The 15,328-nt window shown below is 53.2% G+C and carries 16 protein-coding genes and 1 pseudogene; 11 read left to right on the top strand and 6 right to left on the bottom strand.

The annotated features are described in order from the left end of the window. Positions 1-28: 28 nt before the first annotated feature. The gene (locus ACWHYD_RS08140; RefSeq protein ID WP_447965403.1) at positions 29-499 is read right to left on the bottom strand and encodes a glycine zipper domain-containing protein; all 471 of its coding nucleotides are present in this window, start codon (positions 497-499) and stop codon (positions 29-31) included. A 37-nt stretch (positions 500-536) separates the two neighbouring features. Then, positions 537-1,082 carry a hypothetical protein gene (locus tag ACWHYD_RS08135; RefSeq protein WP_447965402.1) on the bottom strand — a complete coding sequence of 182 codons (546 nt, stop codon included), beginning with the start codon at positions 1,080-1,082 and terminating at the stop codon, positions 537-539. A 602-nt stretch (positions 1,083-1,684) separates the two neighbouring features. Between ACWHYD_RS08135 and ACWHYD_RS08130 the strand changes: the two genes are divergently transcribed. The 5 genes and pseudogenes from ACWHYD_RS08130 (at position 1,685) to ACWHYD_RS08110 (ending at position 5,136) form a co-directional block, all read left to right on the top strand. Beyond that, a complete protein-coding gene (locus tag ACWHYD_RS08130; protein WP_447965401.1) occupies positions 1,685-2,398 on the top strand; it encodes a DUF4410 domain-containing protein in 714 nt (237 codons plus the stop codon). Between the two features lie 41 nt (positions 2,399-2,439). After that, positions 2,440-2,855: pseudogene (locus ACWHYD_RS08125) on the top strand (DUF3604 domain-containing protein); the annotation flags it as partial. Between the two features lie 199 nt (positions 2,856-3,054). Further along, on the top strand, positions 3,055-3,762 hold the full coding sequence (locus ACWHYD_RS08120) for a DUF4410 domain-containing protein (protein ID WP_447965400.1): 708 nt from the start codon (positions 3,055-3,057) through the stop codon (positions 3,760-3,762). 508 nt (positions 3,763-4,270) lie between these two features. Next, on the top strand, positions 4,271-4,942 hold the full coding sequence (locus tag ACWHYD_RS08115; RefSeq protein WP_447965399.1) for an alpha-amylase family glycosyl hydrolase: 672 nt from the start codon (positions 4,271-4,273) through the stop codon (positions 4,940-4,942). After that, positions 4,936-5,136 carry a hypothetical protein gene (locus ACWHYD_RS08110; RefSeq protein ID WP_447965398.1) on the top strand — a complete coding sequence of 67 codons (201 nt, stop codon included), beginning with the start codon at positions 4,936-4,938 and terminating at the stop codon, positions 5,134-5,136. The genes ACWHYD_RS08115 and ACWHYD_RS08110 overlap by 7 nt, the downstream gene beginning before the upstream one ends. A 175-nt stretch (positions 5,137-5,311) precedes the next feature. Here the strand turns inward: ACWHYD_RS08110 and ACWHYD_RS08105 are convergent, their stop codons facing one another. After that, positions 5,312-5,473 carry a hypothetical protein gene (locus ACWHYD_RS08105; protein WP_447965397.1) on the bottom strand — a complete coding sequence of 54 codons (162 nt, stop codon included), beginning with the start codon at positions 5,471-5,473 and terminating at the stop codon, positions 5,312-5,314. Positions 5,474-5,835: 362 nt separating this feature from the next. Between ACWHYD_RS08105 and ydiK the strand changes: the two genes are divergently transcribed. Next, entirely contained in the window at positions 5,836-6,921 is a 1,086-nt protein-coding gene (gene ydiK, locus ACWHYD_RS08100) for an AI-2E family transporter YdiK (RefSeq protein WP_447965396.1), read from the top strand. 344 nt (positions 6,922-7,265) lie between these two features. Here ydiK and ACWHYD_RS08095 read toward each other — a convergent pair whose 3' ends face one another. Further along, positions 7,266-7,472, bottom strand: a complete 207-nt coding sequence (locus ACWHYD_RS08095) for a hypothetical protein (RefSeq protein ID WP_447965395.1) — start codon at positions 7,470-7,472, stop codon at positions 7,266-7,268. A gap of 227 nt (positions 7,473-7,699) precedes the next feature. On the opposite strand from ACWHYD_RS08095, the gene ACWHYD_RS08090 reads away from it, so the two are divergent. After that, complete coding sequence (locus ACWHYD_RS08090; protein WP_447965394.1) at positions 7,700-8,971, top strand: formylglycine-generating enzyme family protein; 1,272 nt, start codon at positions 7,700-7,702, stop codon at positions 8,969-8,971. 332 nt (positions 8,972-9,303) lie between these two features. Further along, entirely contained in the window at positions 9,304-11,487 is a 2,184-nt protein-coding gene (locus tag ACWHYD_RS08085; protein ID WP_447965393.1) for a cation:dicarboxylate symporter family transporter, read from the top strand. Positions 11,488-11,921: 434 nt separating this feature from the next. Here the strand turns inward: ACWHYD_RS08085 and ACWHYD_RS08080 are convergent, their stop codons facing one another. Beyond that, on the bottom strand, positions 11,922-12,485 hold the full coding sequence (locus ACWHYD_RS08080; RefSeq protein WP_447965392.1) for a lipid-binding SYLF domain-containing protein: 564 nt from the start codon (positions 12,483-12,485) through the stop codon (positions 11,922-11,924). Positions 12,486-12,718: 233 nt separating this feature from the next. Next, positions 12,719-13,435: a DUF3313 domain-containing protein gene (locus ACWHYD_RS08075; protein ID WP_447965391.1), complete on the bottom strand. Its 717-nt coding sequence runs from the start codon at positions 13,433-13,435 to the stop codon at positions 12,719-12,721. 437 nt (positions 13,436-13,872) lie between these two features. Here ACWHYD_RS08075 and ACWHYD_RS08070 point away from each other — a divergent pair, with 437 nt between their 5' ends. From ACWHYD_RS08070 to ACWHYD_RS08060, 3 genes are read left to right on the top strand one after another with little or no spacing between them, the layout of a single operon-like run. Then, positions 13,873-14,493: a TMEM175 family protein gene (locus ACWHYD_RS08070; RefSeq protein ID WP_447965390.1), complete on the top strand. Its 621-nt coding sequence runs from the start codon at positions 13,873-13,875 to the stop codon at positions 14,491-14,493. Positions 14,494-14,534: 41 nt separating this feature from the next. Then, positions 14,535-14,972, top strand: coding sequence for a hypothetical protein (locus ACWHYD_RS08065; RefSeq protein ID WP_447965389.1), 438 nt, complete (start codon positions 14,535-14,537; stop codon positions 14,970-14,972). A gap of 13 nt (positions 14,973-14,985) precedes the next feature. Beyond that, positions 14,986-15,321, top strand: coding sequence for a hypothetical protein (locus ACWHYD_RS08060; RefSeq protein ID WP_447965388.1), 336 nt, complete (start codon positions 14,986-14,988; stop codon positions 15,319-15,321). Positions 15,322-15,328 lie beyond the last annotated feature (7 nt).

Below are 15,328 nucleotides of genomic sequence, written 5' to 3'. Positions count from 1 at the left end.
CTCCTTTATTCGGTCAAGGACCAATGCCCTAACCAATCTTGTAGCCTTTGGCTTCCATACACACGTTATGCGCACGATCAAAGGTGGCCCGGGTCTGCTGGTTCTTAGCCGAGGTTTGTTGGACCTCTTCCTGATACCCTCGCTCAACCCGCCGTTGTCGCATCATGCCCATTCCGCCGCCGGCAGCGGCACCGATCGCCGCACCTTTACCTGCATCGCCAGCGATGGCGCCGCCAATGGCTCCGAGTGCGGCACCACCCATCGCCCCACGCATCGCACCACCGCCCGATGGCGGCGGCGGCGTTGCGGCCAGGTCCGGATGTTCCGGATCGTAGCCCGTCTGCTGCTTGGCCCATTTAAAACAAGTAAAGTCGTCCAATTCCTGCTGTTCCGGACTCTGTCCCTTTTCAGGGAACACAAAGGTCTGCGCCGACAAGTGGGACACATGGAGAAGCATCCCGAATCCAAGCGCCAGCCCCAAGACCATATACGTACGCATCAATGCCTCCACATCTAGAGAATGATTCGTTCAGCACTTACTTCTGGTCAGGAATATGGTAGGTCAGGTTAGGCCACACCGCGACTCCCTCTCCGAGTTGTTGGGCCGACTCAACCCCGCTGACCATCGTAATTTCTCGCGCCTGGATCTTCGAAATCATTTCGCCCTCACCCGTAATTCCGGCAAATTTGCCGGTGCCGCCGGTGATCTTAAATATCCCCCGGCACCCTTCCACATCACCGGTGCAATTGAACTCCGCAAAGACACGATTGCCCTGTTCTCCCGTGATAACGCATTTGGCATAACCCGTTTTCGTTCCCTTTTTCATATCGGCATCTACGGTGCCTGGACAGACGATCGACGCCGCATGGAGCGCTCCCTTGGCGTCATCCATCAACATCACGCCACTGTAAACGGCCACCATATACACTTGATCAGGTCCAACCGGAAAGGCAAAGCCGACCCCCTTCCACGGGGACATCGCTTTAACGCTGCCTTCTTCTGCATAACCATTCACGCTCAGCACCAACGTGACCGCAATGAGAACTGTCATTGTTATGATTCCGCTCACCAATCGCTTCATAGATTCTTTCTCCTTTGTATAAGCTAAAATGTAACGATGCAGGCCAATATAGCAAAATTTTTTACGAGGGCAAAAGCTGCATCTCATGCCGGACCACAAAATCCTTTATTTCCATACAGCACATTCGAGCAGCGACTTCGTTCTTTGGGAAAAGCAAAGCGCGTTCGGTATCTTTCAAAATCTAATGGCTTGTCATGAATAATGATAGCCGGTTCCCATGCCACGCATGACCAAGCCTGATCCGCACTTTCGTCTAAAAAATCCGATCAAAAAGCCCGTGCTCTAACCGGCACTTCAACTCGTCATCACTTCAATAGCCGAACGGCAGCCAATTTGTGTTCGCCACGATATTTTCCGCCCCCAGACTCACAAAATTGTGTAAGGGAAAAAGCTCAGACCAAAAAGCCTGTGGCATGTTCTCGATTTTTAGGACTGCTTAACCTACAATGCCCCACTGATAAGCTTCACAGATTTTTCCTGATCCGTTTTGAACTGTCACTACTACCGATTGAAAAGCATTCTTGCTAATCCAATACCCTAACGGAAAATCCTGCACAAACAATTAGCAAATTCAATAATCATCCAACCACTGGAGGTCTGTCATGAAATCCCTCACGGGTCTCGTCCTAGGTATCTTTGCCATGACTGTGGCGGCAGGTTGCTCCTCAACCAAGATCACCGAAACACATCCCATGTACGGGAAGGAGAAACTTCCCAAGCCGGACCGCATCTATGTGTATCCCTTTGCCGCCACCCAGGGAGATCTCCCGGCCTGGTCCTCGGCCGCCAAACACCATGATCCCCCTGGCGAACCCCCATCGCCAGAACATCTCGAGGCGGGACGCAAACTGGGGCTCACCGTCGCGGAGGAACTGGTATCCAAAATTCAGCAGATGGGTCTTTCGTCCTTGGTGGCTGGTAAACAGACCACACCCCGGGTCAATGACCTGTTGATTGTGGGGTACTTTGGAACATTTGACGAAGGCAGCAGACTCAAAAGGATGTCATTAGGGTTCGGATCCGGAGCGGCCGAAATCACCACGGCAGCGGAAGGCTACCAGTGGACAGCCAATGGTCCCCGTCAACTCGGATCCGGGAAGATGGATTCCGCAGGAAATAAAATGCCCGGGGTTGCCTTACCTATTGTCGTCCTGGCAGCCACTGCCAATCCGATCGGATTGATCGTTGGTGGAGGCGCGAAGGTGTATGGGGAGATGTCCGGAAAGGATACCGTTGAAGGTGCAGGGAAACGAACGGCGGAGGCCATCGCCGAGCACCTTGAGGGAAAATTCAAGGAACAGGGGTGGATCCATTAAGCTATTGCCCAACCTGACAGTCAATTCAAGTCGGAGGGAACGTCGCCGCACTCAAGGATGTGTCGGGGCTAACCTCGCTCGAAACCAAATTATCAAAGGATGGTTGGCCATGGACGGGGCTTTTCGGAAAAAGGTCTACGATGTTGTTTGGGGAGACGTCGAAAAACGTCAGCCCGGGTCTGATGACAAACTGCCACCTGTGGGTAGCACCGTGGATCTCGAAAACGCCACCTGGACTAACAATATCGGCGATCCGGAATTAATCACGGTCAGGACGGATCCGGACTTTGACCCATCGGTTCGTGCCTTTTACTATGCACGTGTCCTTGGGATTCCGACGCCTCGTTGGACCGCCTACGATGCCAAACGTTTTGACGTGAACCCCCTACCGGATACCAAAATGGTGCCCCAGGAACGGGCGTACACTTCACCCATCTGGTACAGTCCGGGAACATAAATTCGAAAACAGGAATAACCTTAGTTATCGAAACGGTCATAATCGACCGGCAGAAAATGAATTGGTCGATCCATTAATTTTCTATATTCAAAATATCATGTGCGGCGAGGTCCTCCTCCTTGCCCATTGGAAGGTCCGCCCGATGTCTGGTATGAAACCGAAGGCGTTGCATATGCCCTCTAACCAAAGGAGATCCGCCATGAAGGTCTTAATGCGGTCCGCAGTATGTATGTTGTCCCTCGTGGCTTCAGGATGCGCCTCGACCGAGACATCGAACCGCGAGATACTCGTGACCGAAAAAGTCGCTCGACCCGCTCACATCTGGGTATACGACTTCGCCGCCAGCTCCGCCGACGTTCCGGCCGACTCCGTGCTCGCCGGACAACATACCGATCATCCGACTCCCCAAACCCCCGAGCAGATCGAGGCCGGTCGGCAGGTGGGTACTCACATTGCAGAACAACTGGTCGAGGAGATTCGCTACATGGGACTGCCGGCCAGGCGGGCTTTGAGTGGAACCACCCCGCAAATCAACGACCTCGTGATCCGGGGCTACCTCCTCGCAATCGATGAAGGCAGTGTGGTCAAGCGCGTCGCGGTGGGATTTGGCTCCGGTGGGTCGGAGTTGACGGTGGCGGCCGAAGGCTTCCAAATGACGGCCCAAGGGCTACGAAAACTTGGATCCGGCACCGTACATTCCGGAGGCAGTCAAACCCCCGGAGCCGCAGTAGGAACCGCCGCCCTCATTGCCACGGCCAACCCCGTAGGCCTTATCGTTGGAGGCGGGATGAAGGCATACGGGGAATACAGCGGTAGCGCCAAAATTGAAGGCCGGGAAAAGGCGATTGCCAAAGAAATCGCCGATAAGATCAAGCCCAGATTCCAGCAACAGGGGTGGATCAAGTAACCAAACCGGATCAGACCGAATGTGGGTCCGCCAAGCCAAACCCCTCAACCGAAAGAGCCGCACCATCCCAACAGCCGTCAACATAGTTGAGCTTGATGAAAGGCGCCACGCGGGGAGCCATAAGTATCCGCATCGATCATCGGTCTAGTTGTCACCAGTGCGCATCGCTCACAGTCCGGCAATTTACAATACTGATGATGATATATATCATCGCCTTTATCCTCATCCGAGGCTCCGGAACGGTAACAGGCGGCGCTGGAAGAGCCTGGATTCCGTCATGACGAAGGTGAGATTGAGCAAAAATGAACAGCGTCTCCGATATCCAGAGATAATCAGAGGACAACATCCCGCACCTAAAAGAGTTCCCCCCATTGCAGTCTCTTTGTCTCGCCGCCGTCTTGCTGCTCTTCACCACCACGGCGTGCGCTGCCCATCCCGTCAAGGGAAATTAGGGGAGACTTCGATGGGATGGTTGAGCGCCGTGCGGTCCGCGTGCTGATTCCCCATCATGACCACACCGATCTCTCCTTCGCTCTATCAGATCAATACCCGGGTGTGGTTGACGGAGTTATCCCAACCTCTTGGCCGCCGGGCGACGCTGGACGACCTTCCTGACGCCGAACTGGACCGTCTGGCGAAAATGGGCTTCGACTGGATCTGGTTCTTGAGCGTCTGGCGAACCGGCCCGGCAGGACAACAGGTATCGCGCAGCCATCACGAATGGCGCAGAGAGTTCGAAGAGACGCTGCCGGATTTACATGAAAAGGATATTGCCGGTTCCGGCTTTGCCATTACCGGCTATACTGTGCATCCCGATCTGGGAGGCGATGCCCCGCTGGCCCGTCTCCGCGAACGACTCCGCAAGCGGGGTTTGAAGCTGATGCTTGACTTCGTCCCCAATCATACCGGTCTGGATCATCCTTGGGTGGAAACGCATCCCGAGTATTCCATCGCTGGAAGCGAACTAGATCTGGCCCGCGCGCCGAAGGGGAATCATCGGACAAATCCCTTCATCGATTCTACGAGCGCTTGCTCACGGTGTTCCAGCAACCGGCGATTCGTGAAGGTCACTGGGCCCTGCTCGAAGGCTTACCCGCGTGGGAGGGTAACGGAACATCGGATAGTTTCCTGGTCTATGCCTGGCAAGGCCCAAGAGAGGAGCGGCTGCTGGTCATGGTGAACGTTGCCGCCAACCCGAGCCAATGCTATATCCGTTTTCCGTTTCCGGAACTGATGGGTTGCACCATACGGCTCAAGGACCAGATGGGCGACACCTCCTATAATCGCGATGGAAACGATCTTTTCTCACAAGGTTTTTATCTCGATCTGCCGGCCTGGGGCTATCACGTCTTCGAGGTGAACGTCGGGACTTGATCGTGGAGGCAAGAGGAGTGGTACAGTGGCGGCTCTAACGGAGGCCGAATTGATCGAAAGAGTCAGGACTCAAAGAGAGTGCCTGACGAAAATAGAGATAACCATGGTATTTCCAAAGAGACTTCAAATCCTTAGTGTTCTATTCAGCGCGTTCATTCTTGCTGGCTGTGGGGAGTTAGCCACCGGATACGGAAAGCCTGTTAATCCACAACTTTCGACGGTCTGAAATCATCGGCTTTGTGGCGGGCTTAGGAACCACCTTTGCCGCCCTTCCCGACTTAATCGGAATGCTCAGGCGGAGGTCAAGCAAGGGAATGAATCCGAGGATGGCTGCCATTATGGGCGCCCTCCAAATCCTCTGGGTTTACTATGGGTTGTTAATCGTTTTGAGACCCGTGATCCTTTGGCACATCATCGCGGTGGCGACGAATTTCTAGTGTGGGCGCCTATTTCTATTTCGCCCGCCGCGATCGCTGATATATACGAGCCGTTGTATCTTCGTCAGGATGGTCCGGAGGCAAAAGGGAAATGGCATTCACATGGCTTTTCGGCTTTATGACCATGGTCGATACCGGCGAGCAGGCCCATCCCCGCTCGTCACGATCCAGGCCAATTGAGCCGTGATCACACACCAAATCAAGTTAAGAGGCTTCCTATGAATTGTGACGTATTCGTTGGAATAGGGAATGGGTTCCGCTCATGAATAGTCCTTTCCACACACAGGACATCACGCGCACGGTATTGGCGGTGTTGTTCATTGGCGGGCTCATCGCCGGTTCGCTCTGGATTCTTCGGCCGTTTCTTCCTGCGGTGATCTGGGCGACGATGATCGTCGTCGCGTCCTGGCCGGTCCTCTTGCGAATTCAAGAGTGGTTATGGGGGCGGCGGTGGCTCGCCGTCACCGTGATGACGTGCATACTCCTCCTTATCTTTGTCGTGCCGTTCTCGCTGGCAATCGTCACCATCGTAACCAACTCCAACATCATCGCTGGCTGGGTCGAGGCGGTTGGCACGCTTCAACTGCCACCACCACCGGATTGGCTTCAGACCATCCCACTCGTCGGCAGGCAAGCGGCGCAGACGTGGGGCGAATGGGCTGCCTCAGGGCAGGAGGACCTTGCCAATAGGCTCGCGCCTTACGCAGCGGGGCTTGTTCGTTGGTCCGTGGACCAGCTCGGTAGTTTCGGCATGATCGCCATGCAGTTCCTGCTCACGGTAGTCATGGCCGCTATTTTGTTCGCGACCGGAGAGACGGTGACCGAAAGCGTGCGTCGCTTTGGACGAAGGCTGGCCGGAATCCACGGGGAGAATGCCGTAATCCTTGCCGGTCAGGCGATTCGAGGCGTTGCGCTCGGAGTGGTTGGGACCGCATTCGTCCAGGCCACACTAGGAGGCATAGGCCTTGCCGTCACCGGCGTGCCCTTCGCGACGATCCTGACAGCCATGATGTTCCTGCTCTGCATAGCACAGATCGGACCGCTACTTGTGTTGCTGTTCGGAGTTGGATGGCTTTATTGGGCGGGATTCGCGGGCTGGGCGACGGCTCTGCTGGTCTGGTCGATTATGGTCGGTACTTTGGACAATGTGATCCGGCCGATCCTCATAAAAAGAGGCGCCGACCTGCCGCTCCTCTTAATCTTGACAGGGGTGATTGGAGGACTCATCGCATTCGGTCTGGTAGGGATCTTTATCGGTCCGATGCTGTTGGCGGTCTCATACCGCCTGCTTCAAGCCTGGGTCTGTGAAGAGCTGGCTGAGCCCGCGCCTAATGCAGTTACGCCGTGACCCTACTTGCCAAGTTTTACCAAGAATGCGTTTCCAACAACATGTAGCCCACATGAACCGTGTTCAAGGAGTTAATCAAGCAGGCGCCGGAACGTATCATCTATTATTTCAAATACCGAAATGGCTGGGAAAAAGGCCTGGCATAAAGTTGAGAAAGAACAGAAGCGTAATAGTGAACCATTGATCGTTTTGAAAATCGGTATCCTATTTTTCGTCCTCTAAAAACTCCAGGACTATCGGAAGCAACTCCACCCCCACCACTTCACCATAGGACATTCACCATGAATTCTTGTATTCATATTTACTCCTGTCTCTTCGTATTGTTCATCGCTGCCGAATGCGCCTCAACCAAGTTCATCACCCAGCCACAGACCGTGGGCGAAATGCTTCCTCGACCTGGTCACATCTAGGTGAACGACTTCGCCGCCACGCCCGCCGAGATTCCGACCGACTCGGGATTCGCCGGGCAACATGTCCATCACCCCCACGCCCCAAACCCCCGAAAAGATCCGCGGCATGGGAATGCCGGGATTGCGGGCTTCAAGTGGCACAAAACCCGAAACCAACGATATCGTGATCCGGGGCTATCTCTTGAAATTTTGGCGCATGAAAGCGTGGTCGAACTGAACATCATGCACGCATCAGAACGGGAACCGCGCCTCCACCGTCCTGTATGTCGACGATGCCCTGAGCGTGCATGTTACAATAGTATTCCCTACAATCGAAAAGTAATGGAAGCGGACTACCGAGGTTATCTCCAAATGTTTGTAAGATCATCATGAAATCCGACCGTCGCTTGAAAAAAGAAGGTGGACCCAAGCCATCCCACCCGTTCATACCCCTTGGCGCTGCAGCATTCGCCATAATCCTGGGACTGGGAATCTGGTGGTACAGCACGGCGCAATCAGACAGGTCATCCGTGCCGAATCAACAAGTCGGCATAACCTGCGATATGGGGATTACTGCTGCGAAGTCCGGACGAGTCCCGGCCACCCCGAGTGCGCCTCCACTCACGTCTGTGAACACATCGGTGCCATCCGCAAATGCTTCATCAGGCTCCGCGCACTCGTCGCCTCCGTCCGATCCGGCGCCGGATGGCATGGTCTGGATTCCTGGGGGCGAATTCTCCATGGGGGCAGCCGATTCTTCGGATAATGAAATGAATGACGTGGGCATGCAGGCCACGCGCGATTCCCGTCCGATCCATCCTGTTTACGTCGATGGATTCTGGATGGATAAAACCGAAGTCACCAATGCCCAATTTACCCTGTTCGTCGACGCCACCGGCTATGTCACAGTCGCGGAGCGCACACCGCGCGCGGAGGATTTTCCAGGTGCCCCGACGGAGAACCTGGTGGCCGGTTCCGTTGTGTTTTCTCCACCGGACCATTCCGTGCCGCTTGATACCCATTTTCGATGGTGGAGCTACATTAAGGGTGCCAACTGGCGTCATCCTCTTGGTCCAACCAGCGACCTTAATGGTAGGGAAGAATATCCCGTTGTTCACATCGCGTATGAGGACGCGGAGGCCTATGCCAAGTGGGCCGGGAAGCGCCTCCCTACTGAGGCCGAATGGGAATTCGCCGCGCGTGGGGGATTAAGCGGGAAGGTCTATCCCTGGGGCGATGAGTTTCGAAAAGACGGCCAATGGATGGCCAATAGCTTTCAAGGTCAATTCCCACAACAAGACACGGGAGATGATCGGTATACGGGCATCGGACCGGTGGCGAAATTTCCACCTAACGGGTACGGACTGTATGATGTGGCCGGGAACGTATGGGAATGGACGAGTGACTGGTATCGGCCCGATTATTACGCACGACTCACAATAGCAGGCGGGGTCGCCCACAATCCCCAAGGGCCCGACTCCCCGTTCGATCCCACCGAACCCGGCGAAAAAAAACGCGTGCACCGTGGCGGGTCGTTTTTGTGCACCGAGCAATACTGCTCCCGCTACATGGTCGGCACGCGCGGCAAGGGTGAAATCAACACGGGAACCAGTCATCTTGGATTTCGCACGGTCCGCTCCCAAAAATCAAAATCCGGATAGTAGACACCTGCGGGGTTACGACATGTGGTCCTCGGTGCTAGCTCTGAGAGGAGGGCCCCCTGCTTCCATGCGCGCGACAGATCTCGTTGACCTTGATCCCCGCCTCTACTTGTTACAGGATCCCCACAAGCTCTGCGTTTCACTGAACCGCGTCCGTTTCAGAAGAACCTCCTGGCGCCATGGTGCTGACGTCGCCCCTGACGTCACCCCCAAAAAGGTCTACATTTGACTTGTCCTCGATTGGGGGAAGCTTACAATCTGTACTTGAGTGAAAGAATTAGGGTAAAAGAGGTCGCATGGAAAGATATCGGGATTCCTCTTAGTTCATAACTATGGAACAGCCTCTTCCCAAAACTCCCCGCCTGAGCCTTTCTGCCAAAATTCTTCTTGGAATGGGTCTAGGCATTATCGCCGGAATTTTTTTCGGGGAACTAACCCAACCGATCGGTATTGTCGGCCAGGCTTTTATTCAATTATTGCAGATGGCTATTCTGCCGTTCTTGATGGCCTCTCTGATGAGCGGACTAGGGAGCCTGACGTATGAAGATGCTATCTCCATGGGCAAGAAGGCCGGAGGGATTTTAGCGCTCTTATGGGTAATCGCACTAACCGTGGTGGCGGTTCTTCCCCTGACCTTTCCTCAGTGGCCATCGGCAATGTTTTTCAGCCCCTCCCTGATCGAAGAAACTCAACCGCTCGATTTCCTTCAACTGTATATCCCTTCCAATCCATTTTTTTCTCTTGCCAACAGTATCGTTCCGGCCGTGGTGCTGTTTAGCATCGTGGTAGGCATTGCGTTGATCGGCATCGAAAAAAAACAGTCCATGCTTGATCTGCTATCGGTCATCATGAAAGTCATGACCAGAGTGACGGAATTTGTGATGAAATTGGCCCCCGTCGGTGTGTTCGCCATCGCCGCGAGCGCGGCGGGAACCTTGAACTTCGAGGAATTGGGACGTTTACAAATATTCCTCATTTCCCAGATGGTTGCGGCGGTCTTCCTCACGTTCTGGGTCCTGCCGGCTCTGGTAGCTAGCCTCACCCCGTTGCCTTACATGAAAATTCTTCGGTCGGTGCGTGGCGCACTCGTGACAGCCTTTGCGACGGGTAATTCCATGATCATTCTTCCCCTGCTGACTGAGGGAGGCCGGAAATTGCTGGAAGAAGCCGAATTGGCCAATGAAGAAACGACCTCCGCAATTGAAGTCATTGTGCCGACTTCGTATACGTTTCCTTCCTCCGGCTTGTTACTCAGCCTGGCGTTCATTCCGTTTGCCGGATGGTTTGCCGGGTCGACTCTTTCTCCGGCGCATTACCCGGGGTTCCTGGTATCGGGTCTGGCGAGTTTCTTCGGGGGCTCGATGATCGGTATTCCCTTTTTGTTAGACCTATTCCGTATTCCTGCAGACATGTTTCAGCTTTTCGTGACCGTGGATGTCTTCACCGGGCGCTTGGGGACCATGACAGCCGCCATGCACATGTGGGTGCTTGGTCTTCTTGGAAGTTGCGCCCTGGCTGGAAAATTGCGGGTTCGATGGAGAAAACTAGCGGGCTATCTGACTGTCTGTTTCCTGACGGGCATCGTCCTTCTCGGAGGAACACGTCTGTTTTTTACCTATGCGATCGAGTCCGAATACACCAAGTATCAATCCTTTGTCGAAATGGCATTGAGATTTGAACCTGCAGAAACCGGGATTCGCGAGTTGACTCCCGATGAGAAAACCGTTGCACCGTCAGAAAACACGGACATGGAAGCCATACGGCAGAGGGGCGTGCTTCGAGTCGGATTTTTCAAGAACAGTCTGCCGTTTGTGTTCCAGAATGAGACGAGCGAACTAGTAGGATTCGACATCGAAATGGCCCACTTGCTCGCCAATGATCTCGGAGTGAATGTTGAATTTGTCCGGCTTCCGGATCGGGACAAGATTGTGGAATATTTAAACGACAATGTTTGTGATATCGTGATGTCCGGTTCAGCGCTCAGACCGGAAATGACCGAAAGTGTAATTTTTTCCGACGGCTACATGGATGCGACAATAGCCTTCCTGGTGAGAGATCATGACCATGATGTCTTTAGTTCGTGGGAAAAAATTCGGAGTGCTGGTGATTTGAAGATCGGAGTTTCCTCTCATTCACAGTACTATCAAGCCTTTGCCCGAAGTTTGTTGCCCCAGGCTACGTTAATACCTGTCAATTCGCCGCGTGAGTTCTTCAAGGAACACGGAAAGGATTTTGACGCACTCATGTATATCGCCGAAGCCGGCTCGGCTTGGACCTTAATCTACCCGGCTTATTCGGTGGCAGTCCCTCTACCCAACCCCATCAAAATCCCTCTTGTGTATCCCATGCCCAAAAGTCATCGGAACTTTGCGGATTTTGTGAATGCCTGGCTGAGATTAAAAAAACGAGATGGAACGCTTGACGCGGTTTTTGAACATTGGATTTTGGGCAGGGGGGCAAAGAAGAAAACTCTCCGGTGGTCCGTCATCCGTGACGTCCTGCACTGGGTGAATTAACCGGGATTGCACCTGCTGACTCCTGAATGTCCAGACTCAGCGTTCAGAAGAGTTGTCAAGCAGGTGACACCAGGACAATCCAAGAAACCGTGAAAAACACCGGTCGATGGGAACCCATTCGCATCCGGATGTATTGCGAGGACGGCGAGGAAAGCGTCGGCTGCGAAATTACCTTTGGCCTCTACATTCCCCACAGTTTTTGGAGTGGATGGCAAATTCCGGTTTGATTGAAACAAGACAGGCTTCGGAAGCACGTGGGATTTCCACGATGACTCTGGGAGTGATGGGAACAATAGCTCGCTTCGTACCGGCGCCGCCTTTCAGATCAACCAGGACCTGTAATGGGATTTTCCCGGTATGACTTCAACTTCAAAGGAGACCGCCGTTTCGACGAAGACTTGTACTTACACGTTGTAATTCATCACGGGCTTTCCCTAGTCAGGATGAATACGGGTAATTTTGGAGCCTTTGATCCCGATACCCCCCATCAACCCTTTCTGATCAAAAATGAATGCATAGATGTCGTCTTTCGCAGTTGTGGTCGTCATGGATCCTGCAAAGCCCTTGTCCACGACGACGAGGCTCGGGCCCACCCCGATTTCCCATCCATCACTTTTGTCGAGATAATCAAGTGACTCATCCTGCATAAAAAACAACACATAGCCAAAAGATTGGACACCGGCCTGTAATCCATATGAAGCCTCAACCGTACGGTAATACCCTGCAGTCTTTCCATTTTCCAGAAGCGCACCGTCGCCAAAACTTGCACCTACCAAAAAACCAGCCTTATAGACGTCCGGAAAAACAAGAATTCCCTTGGCGACCGCGCCAAAGTCTTTGGCGGTTTTGCTATGCGCATAGAGTTTGGCCAGGGCTTCTTGAACTTCCGAATTAATTTCAGCTGCGGTCATTGCCTGTGCCGGTGCGAGGCCAATGCCCGGAACGATAAGGACCATGAAGACCAGTGTTCGTGCGATTCTGTGAATAGCCTTGGTCATGGGCCTCTCCCTAGTAATTGACAAAAACCATTAACACGGAAGGCATAGCATAGCTGACCACGCCTGTTCAAGGGAGGAAAGCGAGGAACGTTGTTGAGTGGGAACGTTTTCGAATAACTCTCCGACCTGCGAAGAATGAGGTATGGGGTCAGGACAGTTGAGAGTCAGTCATCAGGACAGGACGTTAGACGTTCTGACGCCAAAAGGCCAATGATCACATATCAACCGCCTTCTCATGATTCTGGTTCGACGCAATCTGGTGCATCACGTAATTTGCACAACCGCCATCGGCTTTGCTCTGCCCAATAGCGATAGACCTCTTCCACATCGTCCCAGGAATGTGTCACGCCCTCCAGTCTCTTGCCCCCTGCTCGACGATCAGCCGCAGCTAAGAGCAGCTCTCCTGTTTGGCCATCAGTCACCTTGATCTCCCCGCTGGCTTTCCCTACAAAGGAAGCCGTGCCCGTGGCCAGATATTTCAATTCACTCAGGACGTGCATTTGCGGCACAATGGTCGAAACAGCATCGATAACCGGCCAGGAGGCTTCCCCCTCCGTAATAGCCGCTTTGATGAGCAGCACACCAGGACCCGGCTCATCAACGATTTCGTAATCGGTTTGAAGAGCCTCATGCAGCTTACCCCAAAGATCGTTTGCCAGACGCTGGCGATCCAGCGGGGACACGTACTCAAGTTGGGAATCTTTCGTCCCCACCCAAACCGTCACCGGGGCAATCATCACCTTTTCATACGACTTCCAGTCGGCCTTTTCATTTCGATAAACCAGCAGGGCTTCATCGTCCTTGCCTGCATGCATCTGGGAATACACATCACCCAGGAAGCCCGACTGTTCCACCGACCGGGCTTCGCGAGTGGCGCCACAGCCACCGAACGACCCACCACACACACGAGTAACAATGTGTTCGTGAACACGTTGTTCCGCATTCGTCAAATCTCTTTCTTGAATTTGGAATGATAAGCCGGAAAAAACAACATGCCATATCTTTAACCGCGAGGATAATTTATCAGATTGTCAGGGGGAATGACATGTTCCAGTTTCTTTTCCACATGGTCATATCGACCTCCTCCCCTGTCCCCCAATCTTTACCGGTTCTGATTACTTGAAGCTATCTCTTCGTTATGTTGTTCTCAAGACCCTCCATTTTATCTATTGGGCGGCGTTTTGCGAGTATCCATACAACCGGGGGACGGCCGGAGTGGCACTCGTAGTATTCTTTGGGGTAATATTTTCCAGTTTCCGTTTATAATTTTCACCGATTCTATCACCCGGGCAACCACCTCAACGTCCCCAAATTCATCACTCACCCTTGGATGCTCAAGACCAGAGGGGTGTAGGAATCCACTCATGTTCATGAACCAAACGCGCTTATGAGGAATTGGAGCAGAGGGATTTTTTTAGGCCATCTCACCTCACTGGAACGGCTCAATGCCCTCACTGACGGTGTGTACGCAATTGTGATCACGCTTCTGGTGTTGGATCTGAAGGTGCCGGAAACTCCTGGACTGACCACAGGACAGCTTCTTTCCGATCTGCAGGAGCAGATCCCAAACTTTGCTGCCTGGATACTCAGTTTTTATATGGCGGCGTTTCTGTGGATGCGGAATTTTTGGATTCTCAAGCACATTGGGAAATGCGATGAAAAGACATTCTGGTTAAACTTTGTTCATCTGATGTTTGTATCCCTCATCCCGTACGCGGCCTCGTTGCTCGGACATTACGAAGAAGATGCCGTTGCGGTCATCATTTTCTCCTCAACTCTTGGTCTGGCCAGTTTTTCTTTACTTATCCTCCACCAGTATGTGGCCGCCAAACGCGATTGGCATCTGGAGGGTGCTCCCAAGCTCTGGACGAACCCGAACTTGTGGGCCATGTACCCCGCACCACTTTTCGCGATAGGTTCTATCCTCATCTCTTTCAACAGCGTCAATGGAGCGATTGCCTTCTGGTTCCTCGCCCCGCTCTGGACACGTCTTTTCTCACAGAAGTAATCGGACTTAGAACAAGAACACACATCCGGTCAGAGAAAAAGATGATGAATTCCAATCAACTGAAACAGCTATCACTGAGCCGATTCTGGGTCATATTAACCATATGGTGGGGGGTCGGCCTTTTTGCCTGTGCCTCCCAGGACCTGGTATTGACAGGGTCGTGGGTGAGTGCAGAAATGACACATCCGTCGCCCTTCTTTACTGAGACTCTGGGCGACGACCGGCACAAACCTATCACCCTTATCTTTGACCAGGCCGGTGGGTTTGTGTGGCTTGCCCCCCAAGAGGTTTGCCACTTCGGAACCTATCGTGTCCAAGACCACACCCTCCTTTTGACTGAGCCGGAAGGTGAAACAGTCATCCTCCGGTATGCCTTCATTGGTCATCAACTCCAACTGAAAAGCCCGGATGGTTTTATGTTCGATTTTCGAAAGGTCCCGCACCAAGCCGATGCGGATGCCAAGCCCTGCAAACGATAGAAAGGAGATACCAGTGGGAGCCGAAGAGGAAGAGTTGAAAACAAAAATTCGTCAACTGGTCAATGAACGGTTTGACGGTGACTTTCGTAAAGGCTTCGACCACTACGATAAAATCGATGGAGAGGATTTCAAGATCGGCTCATCCGCCTTGGAGCAACTCTTAGCCGATGCCAAGGTCGGAAACTTCCTGACCCGAAAACTATGGATGGAAGGCGTCCTGAAGGTACTCGACAAGGACAAGGACGGTGCCATTTCCTGGGATGAGTTTGAATCGATTCTTGATGACAGCCCGCAAACCAAGGCCAGTGAGGCCACGGAACCGGGAGATGAGCGATCCCCTGACAAATAGGGTTGAC

It is taken from the genome of Nitrospira sp. Ecomares 2.1 (assembly GCF_965152585.1).
Note: the sequence above shows the minus strand (reverse complement) of the source record. Positions and strands in the feature narration are given on the sequence as shown.

Coding starts and splice junctions, on each gene's coding strand:
- ACWHYD_RS08140 (WP_447965403.1), bottom strand. CDS start 499: ATGCGTACGTATATGGTCTTGGGGCTGGCGCTTGGATTCGGGATGCTT.
- ACWHYD_RS08135 (WP_447965402.1), bottom strand. CDS start 1,082: ATGAAGCGATTGGTGAGCGGAATCATAACAATGACAGTTCTCATTGCG.
- ACWHYD_RS08130 (WP_447965401.1), top strand. CDS start 1,685: ATGAAATCCCTCACGGGTCTCGTCCTAGGTATCTTTGCCATGACTGTG.
- ACWHYD_RS08120 (WP_447965400.1), top strand. CDS start 3,055: ATGAAGGTCTTAATGCGGTCCGCAGTATGTATGTTGTCCCTCGTGGCT.
- ACWHYD_RS08115 (WP_447965399.1), top strand. CDS start 4,271: ATGACCACACCGATCTCTCCTTCGCTCTATCAGATCAATACCCGGGTG.
- ACWHYD_RS08110 (WP_447965398.1), top strand. CDS start 4,936: ATGGTGAACGTTGCCGCCAACCCGAGCCAATGCTATATCCGTTTTCCG.
- ACWHYD_RS08105 (WP_447965397.1), bottom strand. CDS start 5,473: ATGGCAGCCATCCTCGGATTCATTCCCTTGCTTGACCTCCGCCTGAGC.
- ydiK (WP_447965396.1), top strand. CDS start 5,836: ATGAATAGTCCTTTCCACACACAGGACATCACGCGCACGGTATTGGCG.
- ACWHYD_RS08090 (WP_447965394.1), top strand. CDS start 7,700: ATGAAATCCGACCGTCGCTTGAAAAAAGAAGGTGGACCCAAGCCATCC.
- ACWHYD_RS08085 (WP_447965393.1), top strand. CDS start 9,304: ATGGAACAGCCTCTTCCCAAAACTCCCCGCCTGAGCCTTTCTGCCAAA.
- ACWHYD_RS08080 (WP_447965392.1), bottom strand. CDS start 12,485: ATGACCAAGGCTATTCACAGAATCGCACGAACACTGGTCTTCATGGTC.
- ACWHYD_RS08070 (WP_447965390.1), top strand. CDS start 13,873: ATGAGGAATTGGAGCAGAGGGATTTTTTTAGGCCATCTCACCTCACTG.
- ACWHYD_RS08065 (WP_447965389.1), top strand. CDS start 14,535: ATGATGAATTCCAATCAACTGAAACAGCTATCACTGAGCCGATTCTGG.